At 61.1% G+C, this 20,932-nt stretch carries 22 protein-coding genes; 6 read left to right on the top strand and 16 right to left on the bottom strand.

The features are described 5' to 3' along the window. The first annotated feature begins 38 nt into the window (after positions 1 to 38). The 3 genes from PspCFBP13509_RS01475 to rpoS all read left to right on the top strand — a co-directional run bounded on the left by PspCFBP13509_RS01475 (position 39) and on the right by rpoS (position 2,828). Complete coding sequence (locus tag PspCFBP13509_RS01475; RefSeq protein WP_169899534.1) at positions 39 to 674, top strand: protein-L-isoaspartate(D-aspartate) O-methyltransferase; 636 nt, start codon at positions 39 to 41, stop codon at positions 672 to 674. Positions 675 to 881: 207 nt separating this feature from the next. After that, positions 882 to 1,718, top strand: a complete 837-nt coding sequence (locus PspCFBP13509_RS01470; protein ID WP_065948790.1) for a peptidoglycan DD-metalloendopeptidase family protein — start codon at positions 882 to 884, stop codon at positions 1,716 to 1,718. Between the two features lie 105 nt (positions 1,719 to 1,823). Next, complete coding sequence (gene rpoS / locus PspCFBP13509_RS01465) at positions 1,824 to 2,828, top strand: RNA polymerase sigma factor RpoS (protein ID WP_025855149.1); 1,005 nt, start codon at positions 1,824 to 1,826, stop codon at positions 2,826 to 2,828. 210 nt (positions 2,829 to 3,038) lie between these two features. Here rpoS and PspCFBP13509_RS01460 read toward each other — a convergent pair whose 3' ends face one another. Next, positions 3,039 to 3,248, bottom strand: a complete 210-nt coding sequence (locus tag PspCFBP13509_RS01460) for a cold-shock protein (protein ID WP_002554837.1) — start codon at positions 3,246 to 3,248, stop codon at positions 3,039 to 3,041. 389 nt (positions 3,249 to 3,637) lie between these two features. Here PspCFBP13509_RS01460 and dcd point away from each other — a divergent pair, with 389 nt between their 5' ends. Both dcd and PspCFBP13509_RS01450 read left to right on the top strand, forming a co-directional pair. After that, positions 3,638 to 4,204, top strand: a complete 567-nt coding sequence (dcd, locus tag PspCFBP13509_RS01455) for a dCTP deaminase (RefSeq protein WP_003172320.1) — start codon at positions 3,638 to 3,640, stop codon at positions 4,202 to 4,204. A gap of 107 nt (positions 4,205 to 4,311) precedes the next feature. Further along, positions 4,312 to 4,512: a hypothetical protein gene (locus PspCFBP13509_RS01450; RefSeq protein ID WP_027604457.1), complete on the top strand. Its 201-nt coding sequence runs from the start codon at positions 4,312 to 4,314 to the stop codon at positions 4,510 to 4,512. 15 nt (positions 4,513 to 4,527) lie between these two features. Here PspCFBP13509_RS01450 and pdeM read toward each other — a convergent pair whose 3' ends face one another. The 15 genes from pdeM to PspCFBP13509_RS01375 all read right to left on the bottom strand — a co-directional run bounded on the left by pdeM (position 4,528) and on the right by PspCFBP13509_RS01375 (position 19,989). Beyond that, on the bottom strand, positions 4,528 to 5,178 hold the full coding sequence (pdeM, locus tag PspCFBP13509_RS01445; protein ID WP_065926444.1) for a ligase-associated DNA damage response endonuclease PdeM: 651 nt from the start codon (positions 5,176 to 5,178) through the stop codon (positions 4,528 to 4,530). Continuing rightward, positions 5,178 to 7,658, bottom strand: coding sequence for a ligase-associated DNA damage response DEXH box helicase (locus tag PspCFBP13509_RS01440; RefSeq protein WP_137211474.1), 2,481 nt, complete (start codon positions 7,656 to 7,658; stop codon positions 5,178 to 5,180). The genes pdeM and PspCFBP13509_RS01440 overlap by 1 nt, the downstream gene beginning before the upstream one ends. Before the next feature lie 57 nt (positions 7,659 to 7,715). Beyond that, positions 7,716 to 8,480 (bottom strand): ABC transporter ATP-binding protein, encoded by a 765-nt coding sequence (locus tag PspCFBP13509_RS01435; RefSeq protein WP_016973168.1) that lies wholly within the window; start codon positions 8,478 to 8,480, stop codon positions 7,716 to 7,718. A 13-nt stretch (positions 8,481 to 8,493) separates the two neighbouring features. Continuing rightward, positions 8,494 to 9,612 carry a succinylglutamate desuccinylase/aspartoacylase family protein gene (locus tag PspCFBP13509_RS01430; RefSeq protein ID WP_065926442.1) on the bottom strand — a complete coding sequence of 373 codons (1,119 nt, stop codon included), beginning with the start codon at positions 9,610 to 9,612 and terminating at the stop codon, positions 8,494 to 8,496. A gap of 9 nt (positions 9,613 to 9,621) precedes the next feature. Then, positions 9,622 to 10,332 carry an ABC transporter permease gene (locus PspCFBP13509_RS01425; protein ID WP_027604453.1) on the bottom strand — a complete coding sequence of 237 codons (711 nt, stop codon included), beginning with the start codon at positions 10,330 to 10,332 and terminating at the stop codon, positions 9,622 to 9,624. After that, positions 10,329 to 11,057, bottom strand: coding sequence for an ABC transporter permease (locus PspCFBP13509_RS01420; protein WP_137211473.1), 729 nt, complete (start codon positions 11,055 to 11,057; stop codon positions 10,329 to 10,331). Before PspCFBP13509_RS01420 ends, PspCFBP13509_RS01425 begins: the two co-directional genes overlap by 4 nt. A 57-nt stretch (positions 11,058 to 11,114) precedes the next feature. Further along, positions 11,115 to 11,894: a transporter substrate-binding domain-containing protein gene (locus PspCFBP13509_RS01415; protein WP_016975034.1), complete on the bottom strand. Its 780-nt coding sequence runs from the start codon at positions 11,892 to 11,894 to the stop codon at positions 11,115 to 11,117. A gap of 232 nt (positions 11,895 to 12,126) precedes the next feature. Continuing rightward, entirely contained in the window at positions 12,127 to 13,761 is a 1,635-nt protein-coding gene (locus tag PspCFBP13509_RS01410) for an ATP-dependent DNA ligase (RefSeq protein ID WP_065947312.1), read from the bottom strand. Continuing rightward, positions 13,758 to 14,762: a ligase-associated DNA damage response exonuclease gene (locus PspCFBP13509_RS01405; protein WP_137211472.1), complete on the bottom strand. Its 1,005-nt coding sequence runs from the start codon at positions 14,760 to 14,762 to the stop codon at positions 13,758 to 13,760. The genes PspCFBP13509_RS01410 and PspCFBP13509_RS01405 overlap by 4 nt, the downstream gene beginning before the upstream one ends. A 155-nt stretch (positions 14,763 to 14,917) precedes the next feature. Next, complete coding sequence (locus tag PspCFBP13509_RS01400; protein WP_074844275.1) at positions 14,918 to 17,359, bottom strand: penicillin acylase family protein; 2,442 nt, start codon at positions 17,357 to 17,359, stop codon at positions 14,918 to 14,920. A 142-nt stretch (positions 17,360 to 17,501) separates the two neighbouring features. Beyond that, the gene (locus PspCFBP13509_RS01395; RefSeq protein ID WP_065947315.1) at positions 17,502 to 18,146 is read right to left on the bottom strand and encodes a glutathione binding-like protein; all 645 of its coding nucleotides are present in this window, start codon (positions 18,144 to 18,146) and stop codon (positions 17,502 to 17,504) included. Positions 18,147 to 18,317: 171 nt separating this feature from the next. Then, positions 18,318 to 18,518, bottom strand: a complete 201-nt coding sequence (locus PspCFBP13509_RS01390) for an SEC-C metal-binding domain-containing protein (protein WP_003189235.1) — start codon at positions 18,516 to 18,518, stop codon at positions 18,318 to 18,320. Continuing rightward, the gene (locus PspCFBP13509_RS01385; RefSeq protein ID WP_137211471.1) at positions 18,515 to 18,997 is read right to left on the bottom strand and encodes an LEA type 2 family protein; all 483 of its coding nucleotides are present in this window, start codon (positions 18,995 to 18,997) and stop codon (positions 18,515 to 18,517) included. The genes PspCFBP13509_RS01390 and PspCFBP13509_RS01385 overlap by 4 nt, the downstream gene beginning before the upstream one ends. 19 nt (positions 18,998 to 19,016) lie before the next feature. After that, complete coding sequence (locus PspCFBP13509_RS01380) at positions 19,017 to 19,487, bottom strand: YchJ family protein (RefSeq protein ID WP_065926434.1); 471 nt, start codon at positions 19,485 to 19,487, stop codon at positions 19,017 to 19,019. 4 nt (positions 19,488 to 19,491) lie between these two features. After that, entirely contained in the window at positions 19,492 to 19,989 is a 498-nt protein-coding gene (locus PspCFBP13509_RS01375; RefSeq protein ID WP_065926433.1) for a DUF6231 family protein, read from the bottom strand. A 191-nt stretch (positions 19,990 to 20,180) separates the two neighbouring features. Here PspCFBP13509_RS01375 and PspCFBP13509_RS01370 point away from each other — a divergent pair, with 191 nt between their 5' ends. Then, complete coding sequence (locus PspCFBP13509_RS01370; protein ID WP_027604443.1) at positions 20,181 to 20,876, top strand: OmpA family protein; 696 nt, start codon at positions 20,181 to 20,183, stop codon at positions 20,874 to 20,876. Positions 20,877 to 20,932 lie beyond the last annotated feature (56 nt).

Raw genomic sequence — 20,932 nt, 5'->3', positions numbered from 1 at the left:
CTCGTGAACAAGACGACCTGCTGCGCCGGGGCATCGGGATGACCTCCCAGCGCACCCGTGAGCGTTTGATCCAGCGCCTGTACGAAGAGGGGCTTTCCAACGCCCAGGTGTTGGAAGTGATCCGGCGTACGCCTCGGCACCTCTTTGTCGATGAAGCCTTGGCCCATCGTGCCTACGAAGACACGGCATTGCCCATCGGCCATAACCAGACCATCTCCCAGCCTTATATGGTTGCGCGCATGAGCGAGCTGCTGCTGGCGGCGGGGCCGTTGGACAAGGTGCTGGAGATTGGCACCGGTTCCGGCTACCAGACGGCGGTGCTGTCGCAACTGGTGGAGCGGGTGTTCTCGGTGGAGCGCATCAAGGTGCTGCAGGACCGCGCCAAGGAACGCCTGGTGGAGCTGAACCTGCGCAACGTGGTATTCCGCTGGGGCGATGGTTGGGAAGGCTGGCCGGCGCTGGCGCCCTACAACGGGATTATCGTCACTGCCGTGGCCACCGATGTGCCGCAGGCGCTGCTCGATCAACTGGCCCCGGGAGGGCGGCTGGTCATTCCGGTGGGTTCCGGTGAAGTGCAACAATTGATGCTTATTGTCCGTGAAGACGATGGTTTTTCCCGGCATGTACTCGGCGCCGTGCGTTTTGTGCCGTTGCTCAATGGCCCGCTGGCCTGATCATTTTTCGCGGGCAGTGAATTCTGTTGGTGAGGATGTGTCTTACGGCGGGGTCTATCAAGTCAACATGATGGACAGAGCGATTCAACGCGCTGAATGATTCGTTTCAGTCGCGTGACGGTAAAACTTCAATGCCCAGTTATACTTGCGTCATATTTCAAGCCTGATACAGGCATTCATGTTCAGCCACCACAAAGGGAGCGGCGGGTGAGTCTCACAGGTCTTGCGCAGCGTATGAGTAAAACAAGTTTTCAGCGACTGGTGCTTGGCCTTGTCTTTGGTTCCCTTCTGGTAGGGTGTTCCAGCTCGCCAAGCAGCGGTGCACGGGTGGTTGACCGCAATAACGCTGCACCACAAAAGCCGACGGTGACCACCGGGCAGTATGTCGTGCGCAAGGGCGACACCTTGTTCTCGATTGCCTTCCGTTATGGCTGGGACTACAAGGCCCTCGCAGCCCGTAACAATATTCCTGTGCCCTACACGATACATCCGGGTCAGACGATTCGCTTTGACGGTCGCACCGGTTCTACCCCTACGGCAGTTGTGACAAACACCGGATCTTCGCCGTCGTCTTCGAGCAAAACCACCATCATTACCCGGCCTGCGGGTACCGCTGCGCCGAGTGCTGCGAACAAGCCGGCACCCGCGCCGTTGCCCCCGGCAGGGCCTGCGCCGACCGGTTGGGGATGGCCCTCAAATGGAGTGTTAATTGGAAAATTCTCTTCAAACGGCAGTTTGAATAAAGGCATTGATATTGCCGGGGATTTGGGACAGCCTGTTTTAGCTGCGTCTGATGGGACGGTGGTGTACGCCGGGAGTGGTTTGCGGGGCTACGGCGAACTGGTCATCATCAAACACAGCGATACCTACGTCAGTGCTTACGGCCACAACCGTAGGCTGTTGGTTCGGGAGGGGCAGCAGGTCAAAGTCGGACAGACAATTGCCGAAATGGGGTCAACTGGTACGGACCGGGTGAAACTGCACTTTGAGATTCGCCGTCAAGGGAAGCCTGTAGATCCACTGCAATTCCTACCCCGTCGTTGATATGTTGCACAGCCTGTTCCTCACGTAGAAGGAACAGGCTCCAGCGTTGCCAAGGATAAAGGCGTCGCTTGAGCTTGAGGTCGAACTCACCAAAGGACTATAACAATGGCTCTCAGTAAAGAAGCGCCGGAGTTTGACATCGACGATGAGGTTCTCCTTATGGAGACCGGCATCGCTACGGAATCGATGTCGAATGAGGGACCTGCTGTACCTTCAGTTCGCACCAAATCCAAGAACTCCACCGCGTTAAAGCAACACAAATACATTGATTACACGCGGGCGCTCGATGCGACCCAGCTGTACCTCAATGAAATCGGCTTTTCCCCTCTGCTGACTCCCGAAGAAGAAGTCCATTTTGCGCGCTTGTCGCAAAAGGGTGATCCGGCTGGGCGCAAGCGCATGATTGAAAGCAACCTGCGCCTGGTGGTGAAAATCGCCCGACGCTACGTCAATCGTGGGCTGTCCTTGTTGGACCTGATCGAGGAGGGCAACCTGGGCTTGATCCGGGCGGTGGAGAAGTTCGATCCTGAGCGGGGCTTCCGCTTCTCGACCTATGCCACCTGGTGGATTCGCCAGACCATCGAACGGGCGATCATGAATCAGACCCGCACGATCCGGTTGCCGATCCATGTGGTCAAGGAACTCAACGTCTACCTCCGGGCGGCACGTGAGCTCACTCAAAAACTCGATCATGAACCCTCGCCCGAAGAAATCGCCAACCTGCTGGAAAAACCGGTAGGGGAGGTCAAGCGCATGCTGGGTCTTAACGAGCGTGTGTCTTCGGTCGACGTCTCGCTGGGTCCGGACTCGGATAAAACCCTGCTGGACACCCTGACGGATGATCGTCCTACGGATCCCTGCGAGCTGCTGCAGGACGATGATCTTTCCCAAAGCATTGACCAGTGGCTGTCGGAGCTCACGGACAAGCAGCGTGAGGTGGTGATTCGCCGCTTCGGCCTGCGTGGCCATGAGAGCAGCACGCTGGAGGACGTAGGCCTGGAGATTGGCCTGACCCGTGAGCGGGTGCGGCAGATCCAGGTGGAAGGGCTCAAGCGCTTGCGCGAGATCCTGGAGAAGAATGGCTTGTCGAGTGAGTCGTTGTTTCAATAACGACGCCGCTTGAATGCTTGAATGTGGGAGGGGGCTTGCTCCCGATAGCGGTAGTTCAGTCACTGGATGTATCGACTGACACGCCGCTATCGGGAGCAAGCCCCCTCCCACATTTTTTGCGCACGACATTTTATTCATGTATGCCCAAATCCCAGGCATAAAAAAACCCCGCTTTTAAGGGCGGGGTCTTTTCGACTGAGTCAGTGCAAGTTAGATAACTTGAACTTCTTCAGCTTGCATGCCTTTCTGACCGCGGGTAGCGATGAAAGAAACCTGTTGGCCTTCTTTCAGGCTTTTGAAGCCGTCGGATTGGATAGCTTTGAAGTGAACGAACAGGTCGTCACCGGATTGTGGAGTGATGAAGCCGAAGCCTTTTTCATCGTTGAACCACTTAACGGTACCAGTTTGGCGATTAGACATGGTGTATCTCCTTGGACAAAGTTAACTGCGACTCAGGAAAAGCCCTGGCCGAGACTGAGTGCAAAGAGCAGGAAAAATTCTTGGAGATGGTTGGATCGAAATTCAACATATCGTGTAGAGATTCTCAGTGACACAAGCAGCACAGTGGCGCCACCTTAACCCTTTTTCCGGAACGTGCCAATGGTATTTCCGAAGGTTTCTCTATTTTCGTGACTGGCGGTGGTATTTACACACACCGGTTGCGGCAATACGGGGCCCGGCCCCGCTGGCCGCGCCTTATGGCAGCCGGTGCGTTCATCAAGAAAAGCCCGACGCCCTTTGAACCCCAACGCCGGCCCCGGTAAGATGCCCCACAGAATTTTTCCACCTCGCTATTCAGGACACCCGCCATGAGCATCAAATCGGACAAGTGGATTCGCCGCATGGCGCAAGAGCACGGCATGATCGAACCGTTCGTCGAGCGTCAGATTCGTGGTGAAGGCGATGACCGCGTGATCTCGTACGGCGTTTCCAGCTACGGCTACGATGTGCGCTGCGCCGACGAGTTCAAGGTGTTCACCAACATCAACTCGGCGATCGTGGATCCGAAGAACTTCGACGAAAAGAGCTTCGTCGATGTGAAAAGCGACGTGTGCATTATCCCTCCGAACTCCTTTGCCCTGGCACGCACCGTGGAATTCTTCCGTATTCCCCGCGACGTGCTGACCATCTGCCTGGGTAAAAGCACCTACGCGCGCTGCGGCATTATCGTCAACGTGACGCCACTTGAGCCTGAGTGGGAAGGCCACGTGACCCTGGAATTCTCCAACACCACCACCCTGCCGGCGAAAATCTACGCCAACGAAGGCGTGGCGCAGATGCTGTTCTTGCAGTCTGACGAGGCCTGTGAAGTGTCCTACAAAGACCGCGCCGGCAAGTACCAGGGCCAGCGCGGCGTCACCTTGCCACGCGCTTGATCGAAAGGTCCTACGCGTAAAGGGAATTAGTCCGCAGAAAGTGACTCTATTGGGTGTACTGCCTCGGTGCGTGCAAAACGCACCGAGCCACGCTTGAGGAGTGCCTTATGAAGATTGACCCGCGAATCAGCGCAGAACTTGCCCGGCTTGAACCCAACCAGATTGGCGTTCTGGCCTGGTCCCTGATGGCTGATCCCGCCTATGCAGGCGGCATCCCCGGCCAACCCGATGAAGATTGGCCACAGCAGCCCACCGAACCCGGTGAGCCGACCCTTCCGGACGAGCCGCCTCCCGCACCGGTCGCCTGATACCCGCAAGGCCGGTCAGCGAACCTGCCACACCTGGTGATCGCCGATAACAAAGATTCGGCGGTCATTGTCCTGCTCCACCGTATGCCCCCCGGTAAACGCCCCAAACGCCGGCAGCAGGCTGACGCGCGTGCCGAACTGGAAACACGGCAGGCGCAGGCTCTGCCGGCCCTTGCCGCGCAAGCGATACACCGGGTGCACATGCCCCGCCAGCACATGGTGGCTGGCATGGGCGTGCGGTTCGTGTTGCAGGGCGAAAGGGCCCATCAGCAGTGGCTCCGGAACCACATCGATCCTCAAGTCAGCCGGTGGGTCGCCCGCGCGTTTATCGTGATTACCGCGAATCAAGGTCATCGACAGGTCGCAATGACGTGCTCGCCAGGCCCTCAAGGCGCTGAGGGTGCCGCTGGCGTGGGAGCCGGGCCCGTGGAGGAAGTCGCCGAGAAAGATCACCTGGGCGCACGGTACGGCCGCCAACAGCCGATCCAGGCGCTGCAGGTTTTCGGTGGTGGTGCCTTGCGGTACCGGCTGGCCCAGGCTGCGATAGGCCGATGCCTTGCCAAAGTGTGCATCGGCGATCAGCAGGCACTGGCGCGCGGGCCAGTAGAGCGCCTTATCCGCCAACAGCCACAGCTCTTCGCTCTCCAGCGTCACTGAGCACACCATCAGCGTTTGCCGTTATCGGCGACTTTTTCCAAGTCCTTGACCATCCGCGCAATGCGCTCGGAGAGTTTTTCCGAACTCATGCTTTCGCGCATCCGTTCCACCAGCAGTGGGAAGGCCAGGGGCGTAGGACGTTCGATCATATGCACGTCCAGTGTCAGCGCCGAGAGGCGAAGCAAGGTCTCTTCCAGCCGACGAATATCTAATTCATCACGCAGGACTTCTTCCCCCGCCTGGGCCAGCAACAGGTTTTGCGGGTCATATTGCTTGAACACTTCAAAGAACAACCCGCTGGATGCCTGCACCTGGCGCGTGCTTTTCGGCGCGCCGGGGTAACCGGCAAACACCAGTCCGGCGATACGCGCAATCTCGCGAAAGCGGCGCAGGGCGAGTTCCCCGGCATTCAGGCTGGCCGCCACGTCTTGCAGCAAGTTTGTCGGACTCAGCAGCGCCTCATTCAATAAAAACGGCCAATCCACCGGCGTTGCACTCAGCAGTTCCAGCCCGTAATCATTCACGGCAATCGAGAAGGTTACAGGCTGGCGTTGGCTGACCCGCCACGCGAGCAAACTCGCCAAGCCCAAATGCACCTGACGCCCGGCGAAGGGGTAAAGAAAGAGGTGCCAACCCTCCCGTGACTTCAGCGCTTCGGCCAGCAAACTTGTGCGCGTGGGCAAGCCGGACCAGCGTAGTTGCGTGTGCAGCAGCGGTTGCACAGCCCGCATTTCCGGCCCCTCGTAGACCCCGTGCGCGGCCGCATCGAAGCGCTCCACCACGGCTTGGGCCAGCTCATTGGAAAGGGGCATGCGCCCGCCATTCCAGCGCGGTACTGCAGCTTTTTTGGCGCTGCTACGGCGCACATAGGCGGTCATGTTTTCCACCCGCACCAATTCCAGCAGGCGCCCGGCAAACAAGAAGCCATCACCCGGCTTGAGGCGTGCAATAAAGCCTTCTTCAACACTGCCCAGGTTCTTGCCACCGCCGCCCTTGCTCCAGAATTTCAGCTGGATGCTGGCGTCGCTGACAATGGTACCCACGCTCATGCGATGGCGGCGCGCAAGCCGGGCATCGGGGACGCGCCAAATGCCGTGCGCGTCCGGCTCCACGCGGCGGTAATCCGGGTAAGCGGTCAGCGATAAGCCGCCATGCCGTACAAAGCCCAGGGCCCAGGCCCAATCGGCCTCGGTGAGGTCACGATAGGCCCAGGCGCCACGGACCTCCGCCAGCAGCGCCTGCGGCGTAAAGCCACCGCCGAGGGCCATGCTCACCAAATGTTGTACGAGCACATCCAACGGCTTGTGGGGCGATTCGCGGGCTTCGATACGCCGCGCTGCAATGGCGTCCTGGGCCGCAGCGGCTTCCACCAGTTCCAGGCTGTGGGTCGGCACCAGGGTCACCCGCGACGGCCGTCCGGGTGCATGGCCGGAGCGCCCGGCGCGTTGCATCAGGCGCGCCACGCCTTTGGCCGAGCCGATTTGCAGCACGCGCTCCACCGGCAAAAAATCCACCCCCAGGTCCAGGCTGGAGGTGCACACCACCGCCTTGAGCTGACCGTCTTTCAACGCCCGCTCCACCCAGTCGCGGGTCTCGCGGGACAGAGAACCATGGTGCAGGGCAATCACCCCGGCCCAATCCGGTCGGGCCTCGAGCAGCGCCTGATACCAGATTTCCGACTGCGCCCGCGTGTTGGTAAAGACCAGGCAACTGCTGCTGGCGTCGACCTCGGCGACCACCTGCGGCAGCATCTTCAAGCCGATATGCCCGGCCCACGGAAACCGCTCGGCGATGGGCGGCAGCAAGGTGTCGACGTGCAACTGCTTGACCGTTTGTCCCTGCACATTAATCCCGTCCCCTTGTGGGATCAGCACTTCCAAGGCGTGGGACTGGTTACCGAGGGTGGCCGAAATGCCCCAGACCATCAGTTCAGGATGCCAGCGCCGCAGCCGCGCCAACGCCAGTTGCAACTGCACGCCGCGCTTGTTGCCGATCAGCTCATGCCATTCATCCACCACCACCATGCGCAGGTGCGCCAGGCTCGTTTCGCTGTCGGCGCGGGCGAGCATCAGGGTCAGGCTTTCCGGGGTGGTGACCAGCGCGGTGGGCTGGCGTCGGGTTTGCCGGGCACGCTCGCTGCTGCTGGTATCGCCGGTGCGCAGGCCGACGCTCCAGGGAATCTGCAAGGCCTCGAGCGGCGCTTCGAGGGCGCGTGCGGTGTCGGCGGCCAACGCGCGCATGGGCGTGATCCACAGCACGGTCAGTGGCTCAGCCGGCGGTTTGCGTTTACCGGTGGCGGGCGGGCGGGTGATCGCGAAACGATTGAGGGCGGCAAACCACAGGGCGTAGGTTTTGCCGGCGCCGGTGCTGGCGTGCAGCAAGCCCGAGCGGCCGTCCTTGACCGCCGTCCATACGTCTTTCTGGAAGGCGAACGGCTTCCAGCCTTTGGCGGCAAACCACGTTTTGGCGAAGTCGAGGGGTTTTGCCATGGGGCCGCGAACGCTCTGGAGGGTCTATTCCACAGACCCTCCAGGCGTTGCAAAGGTTTACTTCAAATTGCCGCTCAGGAACTGTTGCAGGCGCTCGCTCTTCGGATTGCCCAGCACATCCTCCGGCGCGCCTTGCTCTTCCACCAGGCCCTTGTGCAGGAACAGCACCTGGCTGGATACCTTGCGTGCAAAGCTCATTTCGTGGGTCACCATGATCATGGTGCGGCCTTCCTCGGCCAGGCCCTGGATCACCTTCAACACTTCACCCACCAGCTCCGGGTCGAGGGCCGAGGTGGGTTCGTCGAACAGCATCACTTCCGGCTCCATGGCCAGGGCGCGGGCGATGGCCACCCGTTGCTGCTGGCCACCGGACAGGAACGCCGGGTATTGGTCCGCCACGCGTGCCGGTAAACCTACCTTGTCCAGGTAGCGACGGGCACGGTCTTCGGCGTCCTTCTTGCTGCAACCCAGCACCCGGCGCGGGGCCATGGTAATGTTTTCCAGCACGCTCATATGGCTCCACAGGTTGAAATGCTGGAACACCATCGCCAGTCGTGTGCGCAGGCGTTGCAGTTCGGCATCGTCGGCCACGCGCATGCCGTGGCGGTCGCTGACCATGCGGATCGGCTGGCCGTCGAGGGTCATGGCGCCGTCGTTGGGGGTTTCCAGGAAGTTGATGCAACGCAAAAAGGTGCTTTTGCCCGAGCCGCTGGCGCCGATCAGGCTGATCACATCACCGGTCCTGGCCTTGAGCGAGACACCTTTGAGCACCTCATTGTCGCCATAGCTTTTATGCAGGCCTTCAACGGTCAATTTGTACATGGGGCGTGCATCCTCAAGGCGAAAGTAGGTAGCCGCTGCGGTAGGCCTCGGTGCCTGCGACATGGCCGACGACCATCCCGGCAGTGGCCATGCGGCGCAGCGAACGGGCGTAAAGCAGGCCGGCCTTCTGGCAGTGCACGGGCGTTACGCGGTCGGTAATGGGGTCGATGATTTCGGCGATCAGTTGCCCGGCTTCCAGGTATTCACCGGGCAGGGCGCTGAACACCAGCAGGCCGCCCACCGGCGTTGCTACGGGTTCGACGCCCGCCAGCGGCGTGGCGGGGTAGGGCAGCTCGGGCAGCGGTGCGGCGTCGCCGGCAATCGCGCCGAAGTGAATCAGGTAGTCGATGATTGCCTGGCAGTCGAGGGCGGCCAACCCATGGTTGACGTCGCCCTGGCCACGCAGTTCGACGGTCACCGAAAAACTGCCCATGGGGATCGGGAAGCGCGCGCCAAAGCGTTGCTGCAACTGCCACCACACCAGGGTGAAACACTCATCGAAGGACTGCCCGCCGGAGTCGGTAGCCAGCAGATTGGCCTCCGAGCCGATATAGCGTGCCAGCGGCTCCACCTGCGGCCAGGCTTCGGGCGTGGTGTACAGGTGCGCCACGGCTTCGAAGTCGCAATGCAGGTCCAGCACCATGTCGGCATCGCAGGCCAGGCGTTGCAACACCAGGCGTTGGGAGTGCAACTGGGTCTCGGCGATTTGCACGGCCAGGGCAGCGCTCAAGGCGGCGCGGATCAGTTCGACGTTTTGTTGCGGGTTATCGCCGAGCGAGCCCTCGACCTGATCGCCGACGGTATCGCTGAGGTCGACAAACAGGCGATTGAAGTTCTGCCCGCTTTCCAACTCGTAGCGGCCCAGCGGGGTGTCCATTAACACCTGTTCCAGGCCTGCCGGATTGGCGATGGGCACCAGCACGATCTCGCTCAGTAACCGCCCGGCTGCCGCCAGCTCGGCCAGGCGCACTTTCAGGTGCCAGGCCACCAGCATGCCCGGCAGTTCATCGGCATGCAGCGATGACTGGATATAGACCTTGCCTTCGGCATGTTCGGGGCCGAAGTGGAAACTGTGAATCTGCCGCGCCGTGCCTGGCACCGGTGCGATCAGATCGTGTACCTGATGACGCATGAAGGCTCCTTAATGGCTTGGTCCGAGAAACGCCAGCCAGCGGCGCTCCGCCAGACGAAACAGACCGACCAGGGCGAAGGTCACGGTCAGGTAGATCAGCGCGGCGATACCGAATGATTGGAACGTCATGAACGTGGCCGAGTTGGCGTCCCGCGCCACCTTGAGGATGTCCGGGATCGTCGCGGTAAACGCTACCGTGGTCGAGTGCAGCATCAAGATCACTTCGTTGCTGTAGTAGGGCAACGAGCGGCGTAACGCCGAGGGCATGATCACGTAGGCGTACAGCTTCCAGCCGCTTAAACCGTAGGCCTTGGCCGCCTCGACTTCGCCGTGGGCCATGCTGCGGATGGCCCCGGCGAAAATCTCCGTGGTGTAGGCGCAGGTGTTGAGGGCGAATGCCAGGATCGTGCAGTTCATGGCATCGCGAAAGAACGCATCCAGCAGCGGTTGTTCGCGTACGGCGGCGATGCTGTAGATGCCGGTATAGCAGATCAGCAACTGGATATAGAGCGGCGTGCCACGAAACAGGTAGGTGTAGAACTGCACCGGCCAGCGTACCAGCGGGTTGCGCGATACACGGGCGATGGACAGCGGGATCGACACCACAAAGCCGATGACCAGGGCGGCGCTGAGCAACCACAGGGTCATGGCCAGGCCGGTGATGTGCTGGCCGTCGCTATAGAGGAAGGGGCGCCAGTATTCCTGCAAGAGTTCGATCATCGCACCGCCTCCCGTGAGCCTGCGGAGTAGCGACGTTCAAGACGACGCAGGACGAAGTTGGACGCGCTGGTGATCAACAGGTAGATCAGCGCGGCGAGTACCAGGAAGTAGAACAGTTGGTAGGTGCTTTTGCCGGCATCCTGGGCGGCCTTGACCAGGTCCGCCAGGCCGATGATCGACACCAGGGCCGTGGCCTTGAGCATCACCATCCAGTTGTTGCCGATACCCGGCAGGGCAAAGCGCATCATCTGCGGGAAGGTCACGTAGCGAAAGCGTTGCCCGCGCTTGAGGCCATAGGCCGTGGCGGCTTCCAGCTGGCCACGGGGGACGGCGAGGATCGCGCCGCGAAACGTCTCGGTGAAATAAGCACCGTAGATAAAGCCCAGGGTGATCACCCCGGCGCTGAATGGGTCGATCTCGATGTATTCCCATTCCATGAAGTCGGTCAGGCCGGTGAGCCAGGTTTGCAGGCTGTAGAAAATCAGCAGCATCAGCACCAGGTCGGGTACACCGCGAATCAGGGTGGTGTAGAGCTGGGCGGGGATGCGCAGGAAGGGCAGGCTGGAAAGCTTGGCGCTGGCGCCAAGCAGGCCCAGCAATACGCTGACAGCCAGGGACAGCACCGACAACTTGATGGTCATCCAGGTGCCTTGCAGCAACAACGGGCCGAAACCCTTCAAGCTGAGTGCGCTCAGCTCGAGGGTTTGCAACAGTTCTTCGAACATAAATCAGGACCTATGGCGATAAAAAAGCGCCCCTCCATAGGAGGGGCGCCCCAGGCATTATTTGCCGCTGTACAGGTTCAGATCGCCAAAGTGTTTCTTCTGGATGGTGGCGTAGGTGCCATCATCGTGTAACGCTTTGATACCTTTATCCAAAAGGGCCTTCAGTTCAGTGTTACCTTTTTTGATACCGACGGCGGTTTTCGATGGCAGCAATGGGTCATCGATGGCGGCGCTGACTTCATAGCCGGCACCGGCCGGGGACTTCAAGAAGCCCAGTTCGGCTTGCAGCATGTCCTGCACCGAAGCGTCGAGACGACCGGAAGTCAGGTCGGCATAAACCTGGTCCTGGTTGGCGTAGGCCTTGGTGGTTACACCGGCTTTATCCAATACGGCCTTGGCGTAGGCTTCCTGGATGGTGCCTTGCTCGTAGCCCACGGATTTGCCCTTGAGGGACTCTGGCGTCGAGTACCCCGCGCCTTTCTTGAACACCAGCGAGGTCGGGCCGGAGAACAGTTCGCTGGAGAAGTCGATGGCTTTCTCGCGCACCGGGGTCACGGTCATGGACGAAATCACTCCGTCGAACTTGTTGGCTTTGAGGCCTGGAATCATGCCGTCAAAGTCACTCTCGACCCACTTGCACTTCACTTTCAGTTCGGCGCAGATCGCATTGCCCAGGTCGATATCGAAGCCTACCAGGCTGCCATCGGCCGCCTTGGATTCGAACGGCGCGTAGGACGGATCGACACCAAAACGCAGTTCCTTGTATTCCTTGGCCAACGCGGTACCGGCGGCCATGCACAGAGCCAGTGCAGAAAGGGTCAGCAATGCTTTTTTCATTATTTAATCCCTGGAAACCAAGATAAGCGCTTGTGGCGCGTTTTAGGACTGTTACTGAACGGTGTCAGACGGATCACGAGTAGCAATTTCTGCACCATAGTTCCGAATGAGCGTTTTAAAAGGTGGGACAAGGGAGTCATGAGTGTAGAAGATGCCCGAAAATGGGCATTGAAAATCGAACGCACTATTTCGGAACATTTGGAGGTCCATTGTGGAGGGGCGGTGTTCTGGGTCAGGCCAGTAAGTCCTGCAGGGTGGCAAGGTTATCCGCCTCATCCACCGCCTTGTCCTGGCGCCAACGCAACATCCGCGGAAAGCGCACCGCAATCCCGCTCTTGTGCCGCTTGGACAGGGCAATGCCTTCAAACCCCAGCTCGAACACCATGCTGGGCGTCACGCTGCTGACCGGGCCGAACTTCTCCACGGTGGTCTTGCGCACGATGGCGTCGACCTTGCGCATTTCTTCGTCGGTCAGCCCTGAATAGGCCTTGGCGAAGGGCACCAGCGTGCGTTCACTGCCGGGCGGGCCATCCCATACGGCAAAGGTGTAGTCGCTGTAGAGGCTGGCGCGCCGGCCATGGCCGCGTTGGGCGTAGATCAACACCGCATCGACACTGAAGGGGTCGACTTTCCACTTCCACCACAGGCCCATGTCCTTGGTGCGGCCCACGCCGTAGAGGCCCTGGCGATCCTTGAGCATCATGCCTTCCACGCCGAGGCTGCGAGACGCTTCACGTTGCTCGGCCAAGGCCTGCCAGGTCGCGGCCGTCAGCAGTGGCGAGGGCAGCAGCACCGGTTGGTTGCACTGGGTGATCAACTGTTCGAGCTGGGCGCGGCGTTCGGCCTGGGTGTGGTTGCGCCAGTCGTCGCCCTGGTGTTCCAGCAGGTCATAGGCGAGGACGGCGACCGGTGCATCGTCGAGCACTTTTTTGCTCAGGGTCTTGCGGCCGATCCGCTGCTGCAGCAGGGCAAAGGGTTGCACCGCGTCTTTCCAGACGACGATCTCGCCATCGATCACCGTGCCATCGGGCAGGCCACTGACCAGGCTGTGCAGTTCGGGGAAACGCTCGGTCACCAGCTCTTCGCCCCGCGACCAGATCCACAGGCGGCCTTCACGCTTAACCAGTTGCGCGCGAATGCCGTCCCACTTCCATTCCACCTGCCAGTCGGCGGGAGAGCCGAGCAACGTGTCGAACTGCTCCACCGGCTGCGACAACCCGTGGGCGAGAAAAAACGGATAGGGCTGTCCGCCCCGTTGTGCATGCTCGTCGGATGATTCGGCAGCGATCAGCTTGAGGTATCCCTCGGCTGTCGGACGGTTGGACAGATCGGTGTAGCCCACCAGCCGCTGTGCAACGCGCTTGCTGTCGAGGTCGGCCATGGCGGCGAGGGCGCGGGTGACCAGCAGTTTGGATACGCCGACGCGAAAGCTGCCGGTGATCAACTTGACGCACACCATCAGACTCGGCTGGTCCAGTTGCGCCCATAACGCCGGTAACCGTTCGGCCAGGTCCAGGGGCGACAGGCCACGCAGCGGCAGGAGTTTTTCTTCCAGCCATACGGCGAGACCGTCCTCGGAGGTGTAGGTGGATTCCGGCAGGAGCAGGGAAATCGTCTCGGCCAGGTCGCCTACTGATTGGTAGCTCTCTTCGAACAGCCACGGCTCGATGCCGGATGCTTCGGTGGCCATGTCCCGCAGCAGACGCGTCGGTACCAATTGCCGCGGTCGTCCGCCGGACAGGAAATACACCGCCCACGCAGCGTCTTCAGGCGGCGCTTGCAGGAAGTAGGCTTGCAGGGCCGCGAGCTTGGCATTGCTGGAGGTGGTGGCGTCGAGGTTGGCGTACAGCTCGGCGAAGGCTTTCATGCCGTGGCCTCCTCTTCGTCATCACCGTATTCGGTGGTGAAGCCCTGGGCATCCAGGCCTTTTTCCCGCAGGTGGCGTACCAATACGCCGACGGAGCCGTGGGTGACCATCACCCGTTCGGCGCTGGTTTGTTCGATCGCCCACAGCAGCCCGGGCCAGTCCGCATGATCCGACAGCACAAAGCCCCGGTCCACTCCGCGTCGCCGCCGCGTACCGCGCAGGCGCATCCAGCCGCTGGCGAAGGCATCGCTGTAGTCGCCGAAGCGCTTGATCCAACTGCTGCCACCTGCGGAAGGCGGCGCGATGATCAGGGCCTGGCGCAGCAATGGGTCGGTCTTTTTGAAATCGCCGGCGTAGAGGGTTTCGGGGATATAAATGCCGGCCTCGCGATAAACCCGGTTCAGCGGCTCGACCGCGCCATGGCTGAGGATCGGCCCGATGCTGGCGTCGATGCCATGCAGGATGCGCTGGGCTTTGCCGAAGGAATAACAGAACAACACGCTGGCTTTGCCGGCGGCAATATTGCCCCTCCACCAGTCGTTGATCCCGGCGAAGATCTGCGCCTGGGGCTGCCAACGGTAGATCGGCAGGCCAAAGGTGGATTCGGTGATAAAGGTATGGCAACGCACCGGTTCGAAGGGCGCGCAGGTGCCGTCCGGTTCCACTTTGTAGTCGCCGGACGCCACCCAGACTTCGCCCTGGTACTCCAGGCGCACCTGGGCCGAGCCGAGTACATGCCCGGCTGGGTGGAAGCTCAGGGTCACGCCGTGGTGGACGAGTTTTTCGCCATAGGCCAGGGTTTGCAGGTTGATGTCCTGGCCCAGGCGCAAGCGCAGGATGCCTTCGCCAGGGGCGGCAGCCAGGTAGTGTTGATTGCCCGTGCGGGCGTGGTCGCCGTGGGCGTGGGTGATGACGGAGCGTTCCACCGGGCGCCAAGGATCGATGTAGAAATCTCCGGCGGGGCAGTAGAGGCCTTCGGGCCGGGCGATGACAAGGTCCATGGGCTGACCGGGGCGATGGGCTTATCAGGTATGAGGCGGGGGCGAGCGCAGAAGTTCTATCTGAATGCATGTGGGCCAAATGTGGGAGGGGGCAAGTCGAATCGTCGCACCGCTCCTCCCACATTTGGATCAGGTTTCACCAGGTTGAAGTCAGGTCACTTGCCTGGGGTCAGGGTCAACCTGGCCTTCCCATATACCTTCTCGAAGTTCTGCGGCTGCATCGGGAAGCTCAGGTATTGCGCCTTGAGCGACGGGTCGATGCCGTTGGCGTAGTTCGGGCTTGCCGGGTTGCCGGACTGGCCGATGCCACCCTGGCCCATCATCGGCTCCACCTGGCCGAAGTCGACGATCATGCGCAGCGCCGGCACCTGGGTGGTGTTGAAGTCCTGGCCCCAGCTGTACGGTGCCGGGTTCAAGGTGTTGTGGTCGCCACCGGACGCCAGTGGGCCGCGAATCACTTGGCCACTGGTGTTTTTCCAGGTGGTGCTGTGCAGCTTGCCCCACTGCCAGGTCTTGTGGTCAGCACCCAGTTGGCTCTCGCCAGCGCTGATCGCGGCGGCCAGGCTGCGGGCGAGGATGGCGGGTTTGTCTTCTTTCTGCGCGGTGCGCACGTCGTCCCAGAACGGGCTGTCTTCGCGGCCCAGCAGGTGGTCGGCCTGGGCGGCATAGGACAGGTTGGCGTTGCTGACAAAGGCTTTCCAACTGGCGCTGTTTTCCGGCCCCAGTTCGTCGAGGAATATCTGCCGGGTGCTTTCCTGCAGAAACAGTTCGTAGAGCGCCGCGTCGGCGGACGTCGACACCAGGCGGCCGTCGAAGGCCATCAGGCGCGTCAGTGCTTCCCGTGCCTTGGCCTGGTCGGCCGCCGGCAACGCATCAATCGCCTGCTTCAATGGCTGGGCCATACCCGGCGCCTGGAACATGGTCTTGAGCTTGGCGGCAAAGGTGGTGGTCTGGTCGTATTGCATGGCGATCATGCTGCGGCTGTCGTGCTTGCCCGCATTGGCCAGTTGCGCCAGGCGCTCGCTGCGCTCCGGCGCATCCCAGGAATTGGACAACTGCATGCCGTAGCCGCGCGGCGCGGTGCGTTGGTTGGCGGTGCCGATCCAGCCTTGGGCCGGGTCCTGGTCATAGGGGTGCAGCATCGCGTCGGCGTAACCGTCCCAGTCAAAGCGCGTATCCCAGCCGGGCGAGGGCAGCAGGCCTTCGCCTTCGCGGCGGTTGGGGAAGCGGCCGGTGACCTGCCAGCCAATGCTGCCGGCGTCGGCGAAGACCATGTTCAAGGCAATGGCGCGAATGTTCCGGGTTGCGTCCGAGGCCTTGCCGGCGTTTTGCGCGCGGGACAGGTCGAAGAACGCGTCGAGGCTCTTGTCATCCTTGAAGTCGGCGGTTTGCAGGGCCAGGCCAAAACCGCTGGTCAGGGCCTGGCTGCTGTTGAGCAGGGCGCCGTGGCGGGTTTCGTACACCACTTCGCGAATCGAGCGTTGACCCTTGACGAAGAAGGTTTCATTACGCACCGCTGCCGGCAGCCATTTTCCGTTGTTCTCGTAGTACAGCGCGCTGCCCTGGCGTTTGACCTTCTCCAGGAACAGGTCCTGGGTATCGCCCTTGACCGTGCTCATGCTCCACGCCACGTTGCCGTTGAAACCGGACAACAGGGTCGGCAGGCCGGCAATCGAGGCGCCGACGGCCTGGTATTTCGGTGCGCGAATCTGCACGTAGTTCCACGGCGACGGTGCTTGCGGCTGGGCGGCGAGGTCGCCTGCCAGCAGGCTCTTGCCGCTGCGACTGCGTTGCGGGCCGATGGCCCAGTTGCTCGACGTGGTAACCGCCAGCGAGTTGAGGCTGCTCAATTGCTGGCTGACCGTGTCCAGCCCGGCCAGGCCGGTGATCTGGCTGAGGTTCACGCCCTTGAGTTTCTCGGCTTCGGCCAGGGGGATCGGCTCATCCGGCGCACTCGGTGTCAGCCAGGCGAGTTTGTCCACGCCGACCTTTTGCGCCAGCAGCAACGACGCCAGCTCTTCCTGCAGGTTGGCCGACTCGCTGAAATTCAGCAGGCAGAACAGCAGCGCCGAATCCTCCGGCTTCCAGTACTCAGGCTTGTAGCCGGTCTGGGCCAGGTCCGGCGGCAGCTTGTCGCGGTAGCGGAACAGGTAGGCGTTGACGCCACGGGCATACACTTCGAAGAAGCGCTTGAGGCGCGGCGACGAGGCGTTATACAGCTCGCCGGCGCTTTTCTTCAGGTTGACCGCGCGCATGAAGCGGTCCACATCCAGCACCTCAGGGCCGGACATTTCAGCCAGGCGGCCCTGGGCCAACAGGCGCAGGGTGACCATCTGGGTGATGCGGTCACTGGCGTGCACATAACCCAGGCTGAACAGTGCGTCGTGGAAGGTATTGCTTTCGATCAGCGGCATGCCTTGGGCGTTGCGGCGTATCGAAACATTCTGTGCGAGGCCCTTGATCGGCTGCACGCCGGCCACTGGCGGCAGGGTGTCCTGGGTGCTCTGGAGCTGGCAACCGGCCAGGCTTAATGCACTGGCCACTGCCGCGGCAACGCCGAACCGGGGAAGAAAATGTGAGAGGGCTGGCGAGGCCATGGCAAAGCTCCTGCGGGGGGTAGCGTCAGTAAAGGCGCTACGTTAGTGAGCGCGGTGAAACGACGCAAGCAGGAGTTTGGGTAAACCGTTAGATCTTGAGTCGCATCGCCCCTCTCACCTGTTGACCGCGTACGACTTCAGGTCAGGATTTAGGCGGATTGACCTTTTGGACTAATTCATACGCCCGAACCGTCGCTGGCCGTTCCTTGATGCTATTGAACCAGCGCTGAACGTGTGGGAAATCCTCCAGGCTCTGGCTCTGCCACTTGTGGGAAACGATCCACGGATAGATCGCCATATCGGCAATGCTGTAGTCCTCACCCGCCACGAACGCACGGTCCGCCAAACGGCGGTCCAGCACACTGTATAGGCGTGCGGTTTCATCTACGTAGCGCTTGATCGCGTAGGGGATTTTCTCCGGGGCAAACTGGCTGAAATGATGGTTCTGGCCCGCCATCGGCCCGAGACCGCCCATTTGCCAGAACAACCATTGCAGCGCTTCCTGGCGACTGCGCAGGTTTTTTGGAATGAACTGGCCGGTTTTTTCCGCGAGGTACAGTAGGATCGCGCCGGATTCAAACAGCGAAATCGGCGCGCCGCCGTCGCTCGGGTTCTGATCGACGATGGCCGGGATGCGGTTGTTGGGGGCAATCTTCAGGAAGTCTGGCTTGAACTGGTCGCCCTGGCCAATGTTGATCGGGTGCACTTTGTAGGGCAGGCCGGCTTCTTCCAGGAACAGCGATACTTTGTGGCCGTTGGGGGTGGTCCAGTAATACAGGTCGATCATGAAGCTCTCCAAAAGTGGTGATGCTTGAGCGAATGCCTGTAGGTATAGGTAAAGGTGGGAGGGGGAAAATTCAATCAAACATTTGCGCCTACCCTTAGACGCTTTCGATTTGGAATGCGATGCAGCTGTGGAAGGGAGCGAACTCCCTCACACAGGGGCCTTCAGAGCGATTTACGCCCCGTGGCACTTCTTGAATTTTTTCTCACTGCCGCACGGGCAAGGATCGTTGCGACCAACGTCCTTCAATGCATTGCGCACCGGCTCCTGGTGAGCGTGGCCGCAGTTCGGGCCGTGGACATGGCCGTGGTCGTGATCATGGTGATCGTGATCGTGGTTGCAGTCAGGACCATGGACATGGGGTTGCTGAGTCATCGATGTCGCTCCGGAATAAAATCGCCGGGGATTATCTCGCCATTGTGGTTCACCTGCACGTCATAACCGATGAGTAATCCGGTTTTCAGTTCACCCTCCAGACGATACGGCACAGGCTGGTCGGGTTTTTTCAGCATCTGCACCACATCGCGGATCTGCGGCCAGAGGTTGGTGCGCACCGACACCTTGAAAAATGCATGGCCCTTGGGCGGTACCGTCAGCCATTCATTGGACTCGCCTTCGGTGAGCACAAAATCATCCAGGGTGACCTTGTAGATCAGCCCACGCACGGTCAGGTCCGAGTCGTCGCGGTTATCCACGCGAAAGTACAGCTTGAATTTCTGCTCCAGCAGCTTGGCCCGCACCACTTCGACTTTCACCAGGGAAACGTGCGGCGGGGGCGAATCGTCTTCGAACCAGGAGGCGCAACCGGTCATGCCGAAGGTTAACGCCAGCATCAAGCTGCAGATCCGAAGCATGGCGTGAGTCCTGTGGTGGTTAGAGATAGCTGGAACAACACTTCTTGAATTTTTGCCCACTGCCGCAAAGGCACGCATCGTTGCGTCCGGTTTTCACTTCCACCGTGGGGTCGATGAAGTACCAGCGCCCTTCATTCTGTACGAAAGAAGACTGCTCGCGGTGGCTATGTTCGCCAGTGCTGTCATGCCAGCGTGCGGTGAAGGTCACGAAGGCGTGTTCCGGCTGGCCGCCGAACACCTCGGAACTTTCAACTTCCAGGCCGAGCCAGGTGCTCTGGGCGCTCCAGGCGGCGATGGCCTCACGGTCCAGGCCGGCCTGTTGCGCGGGCAACGTGGTTGCGACCAGATAATCCACCAGGCCCAGCACATAGGCGCTGTAGCGTGAACGCATCAGGGCGCTGGCGCAGGGGGCCGGGTGCCCGGCGTGATAATGACCGCAGCAGGCATCCAGCAGGTTGCCACTGCCGCAGGGGCAAATGGATGTACTCATCGGGTTACCACCAATACTTTCCGAAGTTTTCCGGGTTGGCCCAGAAACGGGCGTTGAGCCAGTCCGGCACCTGTTTATAGTCAAGCAGATCGTAGGTAAACAGCGTCAGCACCTGCTCGTCGCGCTGGAAACGCTCGCCGGCCTGGAGGGCCAGGGAGAAAAAGTCGGTTTCCTTCCAGCCGCAGGCGCCCAGGTCCACCAGCACCGCAATGCGGCTGGCGTTGAGGTTGCGGATGCCGCCGAGCAAGGTCAGGCCTTGGGGTTTTGGCAGGTACTCGAGGCAATCGACCACCAGCGCCAGGTCAAAACGCTGGGCCGCCAGCGCTTGCGGCAATGGCCCTGGCGCGGCGCAGAACACCTGGGTGTCAGGGTGCGCGTCCTTAAAGGCGTCCAGCGCCGGGAACTGGCTGGCACCCAACAGCAACAGGCGTTTGGGCTGGTGCAGATCGAGCAAGGCGGCCAGCGCTTGCTGGGGAGTACGGGCAGAAATACCAGCGGTCATCAGAGATCCTCACATCAGGACCATAGAGACTAGCGCGGCTGAGCGTGCGGGCCTAGAGCGGGTGGCTGCGAAAAGTCCTACGTGGGCGGCGATCCCCAATGAATACGGGGGCTTGGCGTAGTGGCGCAGTTGAAAAGAGCGGTCTTTACTCCACCCATCGGCCCCCGCCGATCCCCTCAGGAGAAAGTCAGATGAGCATCATGCGGACAGCTCTACCCTTGGTTCTGCTAACCGGAGTATTGACAGGTTGCGCAGGCTTGCAAAAAACCGATTGGCCTACCTGTGCCGCTGTTGGCGGTGTGACCGGTGCGGCGATCGGTGCGACTGAAAGCTCGGCCTACGCAGGCTATGGCGCGTTGCTGGTCGGCGGTATGGCCGGCGCCTATTGCTGGGTGCACGGCGATGGCGACGAAGATGGCGATGGCGTGCCGGACAGCCGCGACAAGTGCCCGGGCACCCCGAAAGGTGTGCAGGTCGACGCCAATGGTTGCCCTCCGGCGCCGCCAGCGGCGGTGGTCGAGGAGGTGGTCGTGGTCAAGGAAGAAACCATCGTGATCCGCGATGTGCACTTCCAGTTCGACTCGGCCAAGTTGACGGCAGCGGATAAAACCAAACTCGACACCATTGCCACGCGCCTGAAACAGGAGGCCCCGAGCGCCCAGCTACGGGTCAGTGGTCACACCGACAGCGTCGGTAAAGACGCCTACAACCAGAAACTCTCGGAAAAACGTGCCCATTCGGTCACCGATTACCTGATCGGCGCCGGGGTGCCCCGCAGTGCCTTTGTGTCTGTCACCGGGGCGGGCGAAAGCCATCCGGTCGCCGACAACAAGACCGCTGAAGGCCGCGCCCTGAACCGCCGTACGGAAATCCAGATCAACCGCTGACAGCCCTTGCCCCTGTGGGATCCACAGGGGCATTGCCGGCCACCCTCGCTTGAACC

The sequence above is a fragment of the Pseudomonas sp. CFBP13509 genome (assembly GCF_005233485.1).
GTDB classification, from domain to species: domain Bacteria; phylum Pseudomonadota; class Gammaproteobacteria; order Pseudomonadales; family Pseudomonadaceae; genus Aquipseudomonas; species Aquipseudomonas marginalis.
This window is presented reverse-complemented; position numbering and strand designations above follow the sequence as displayed.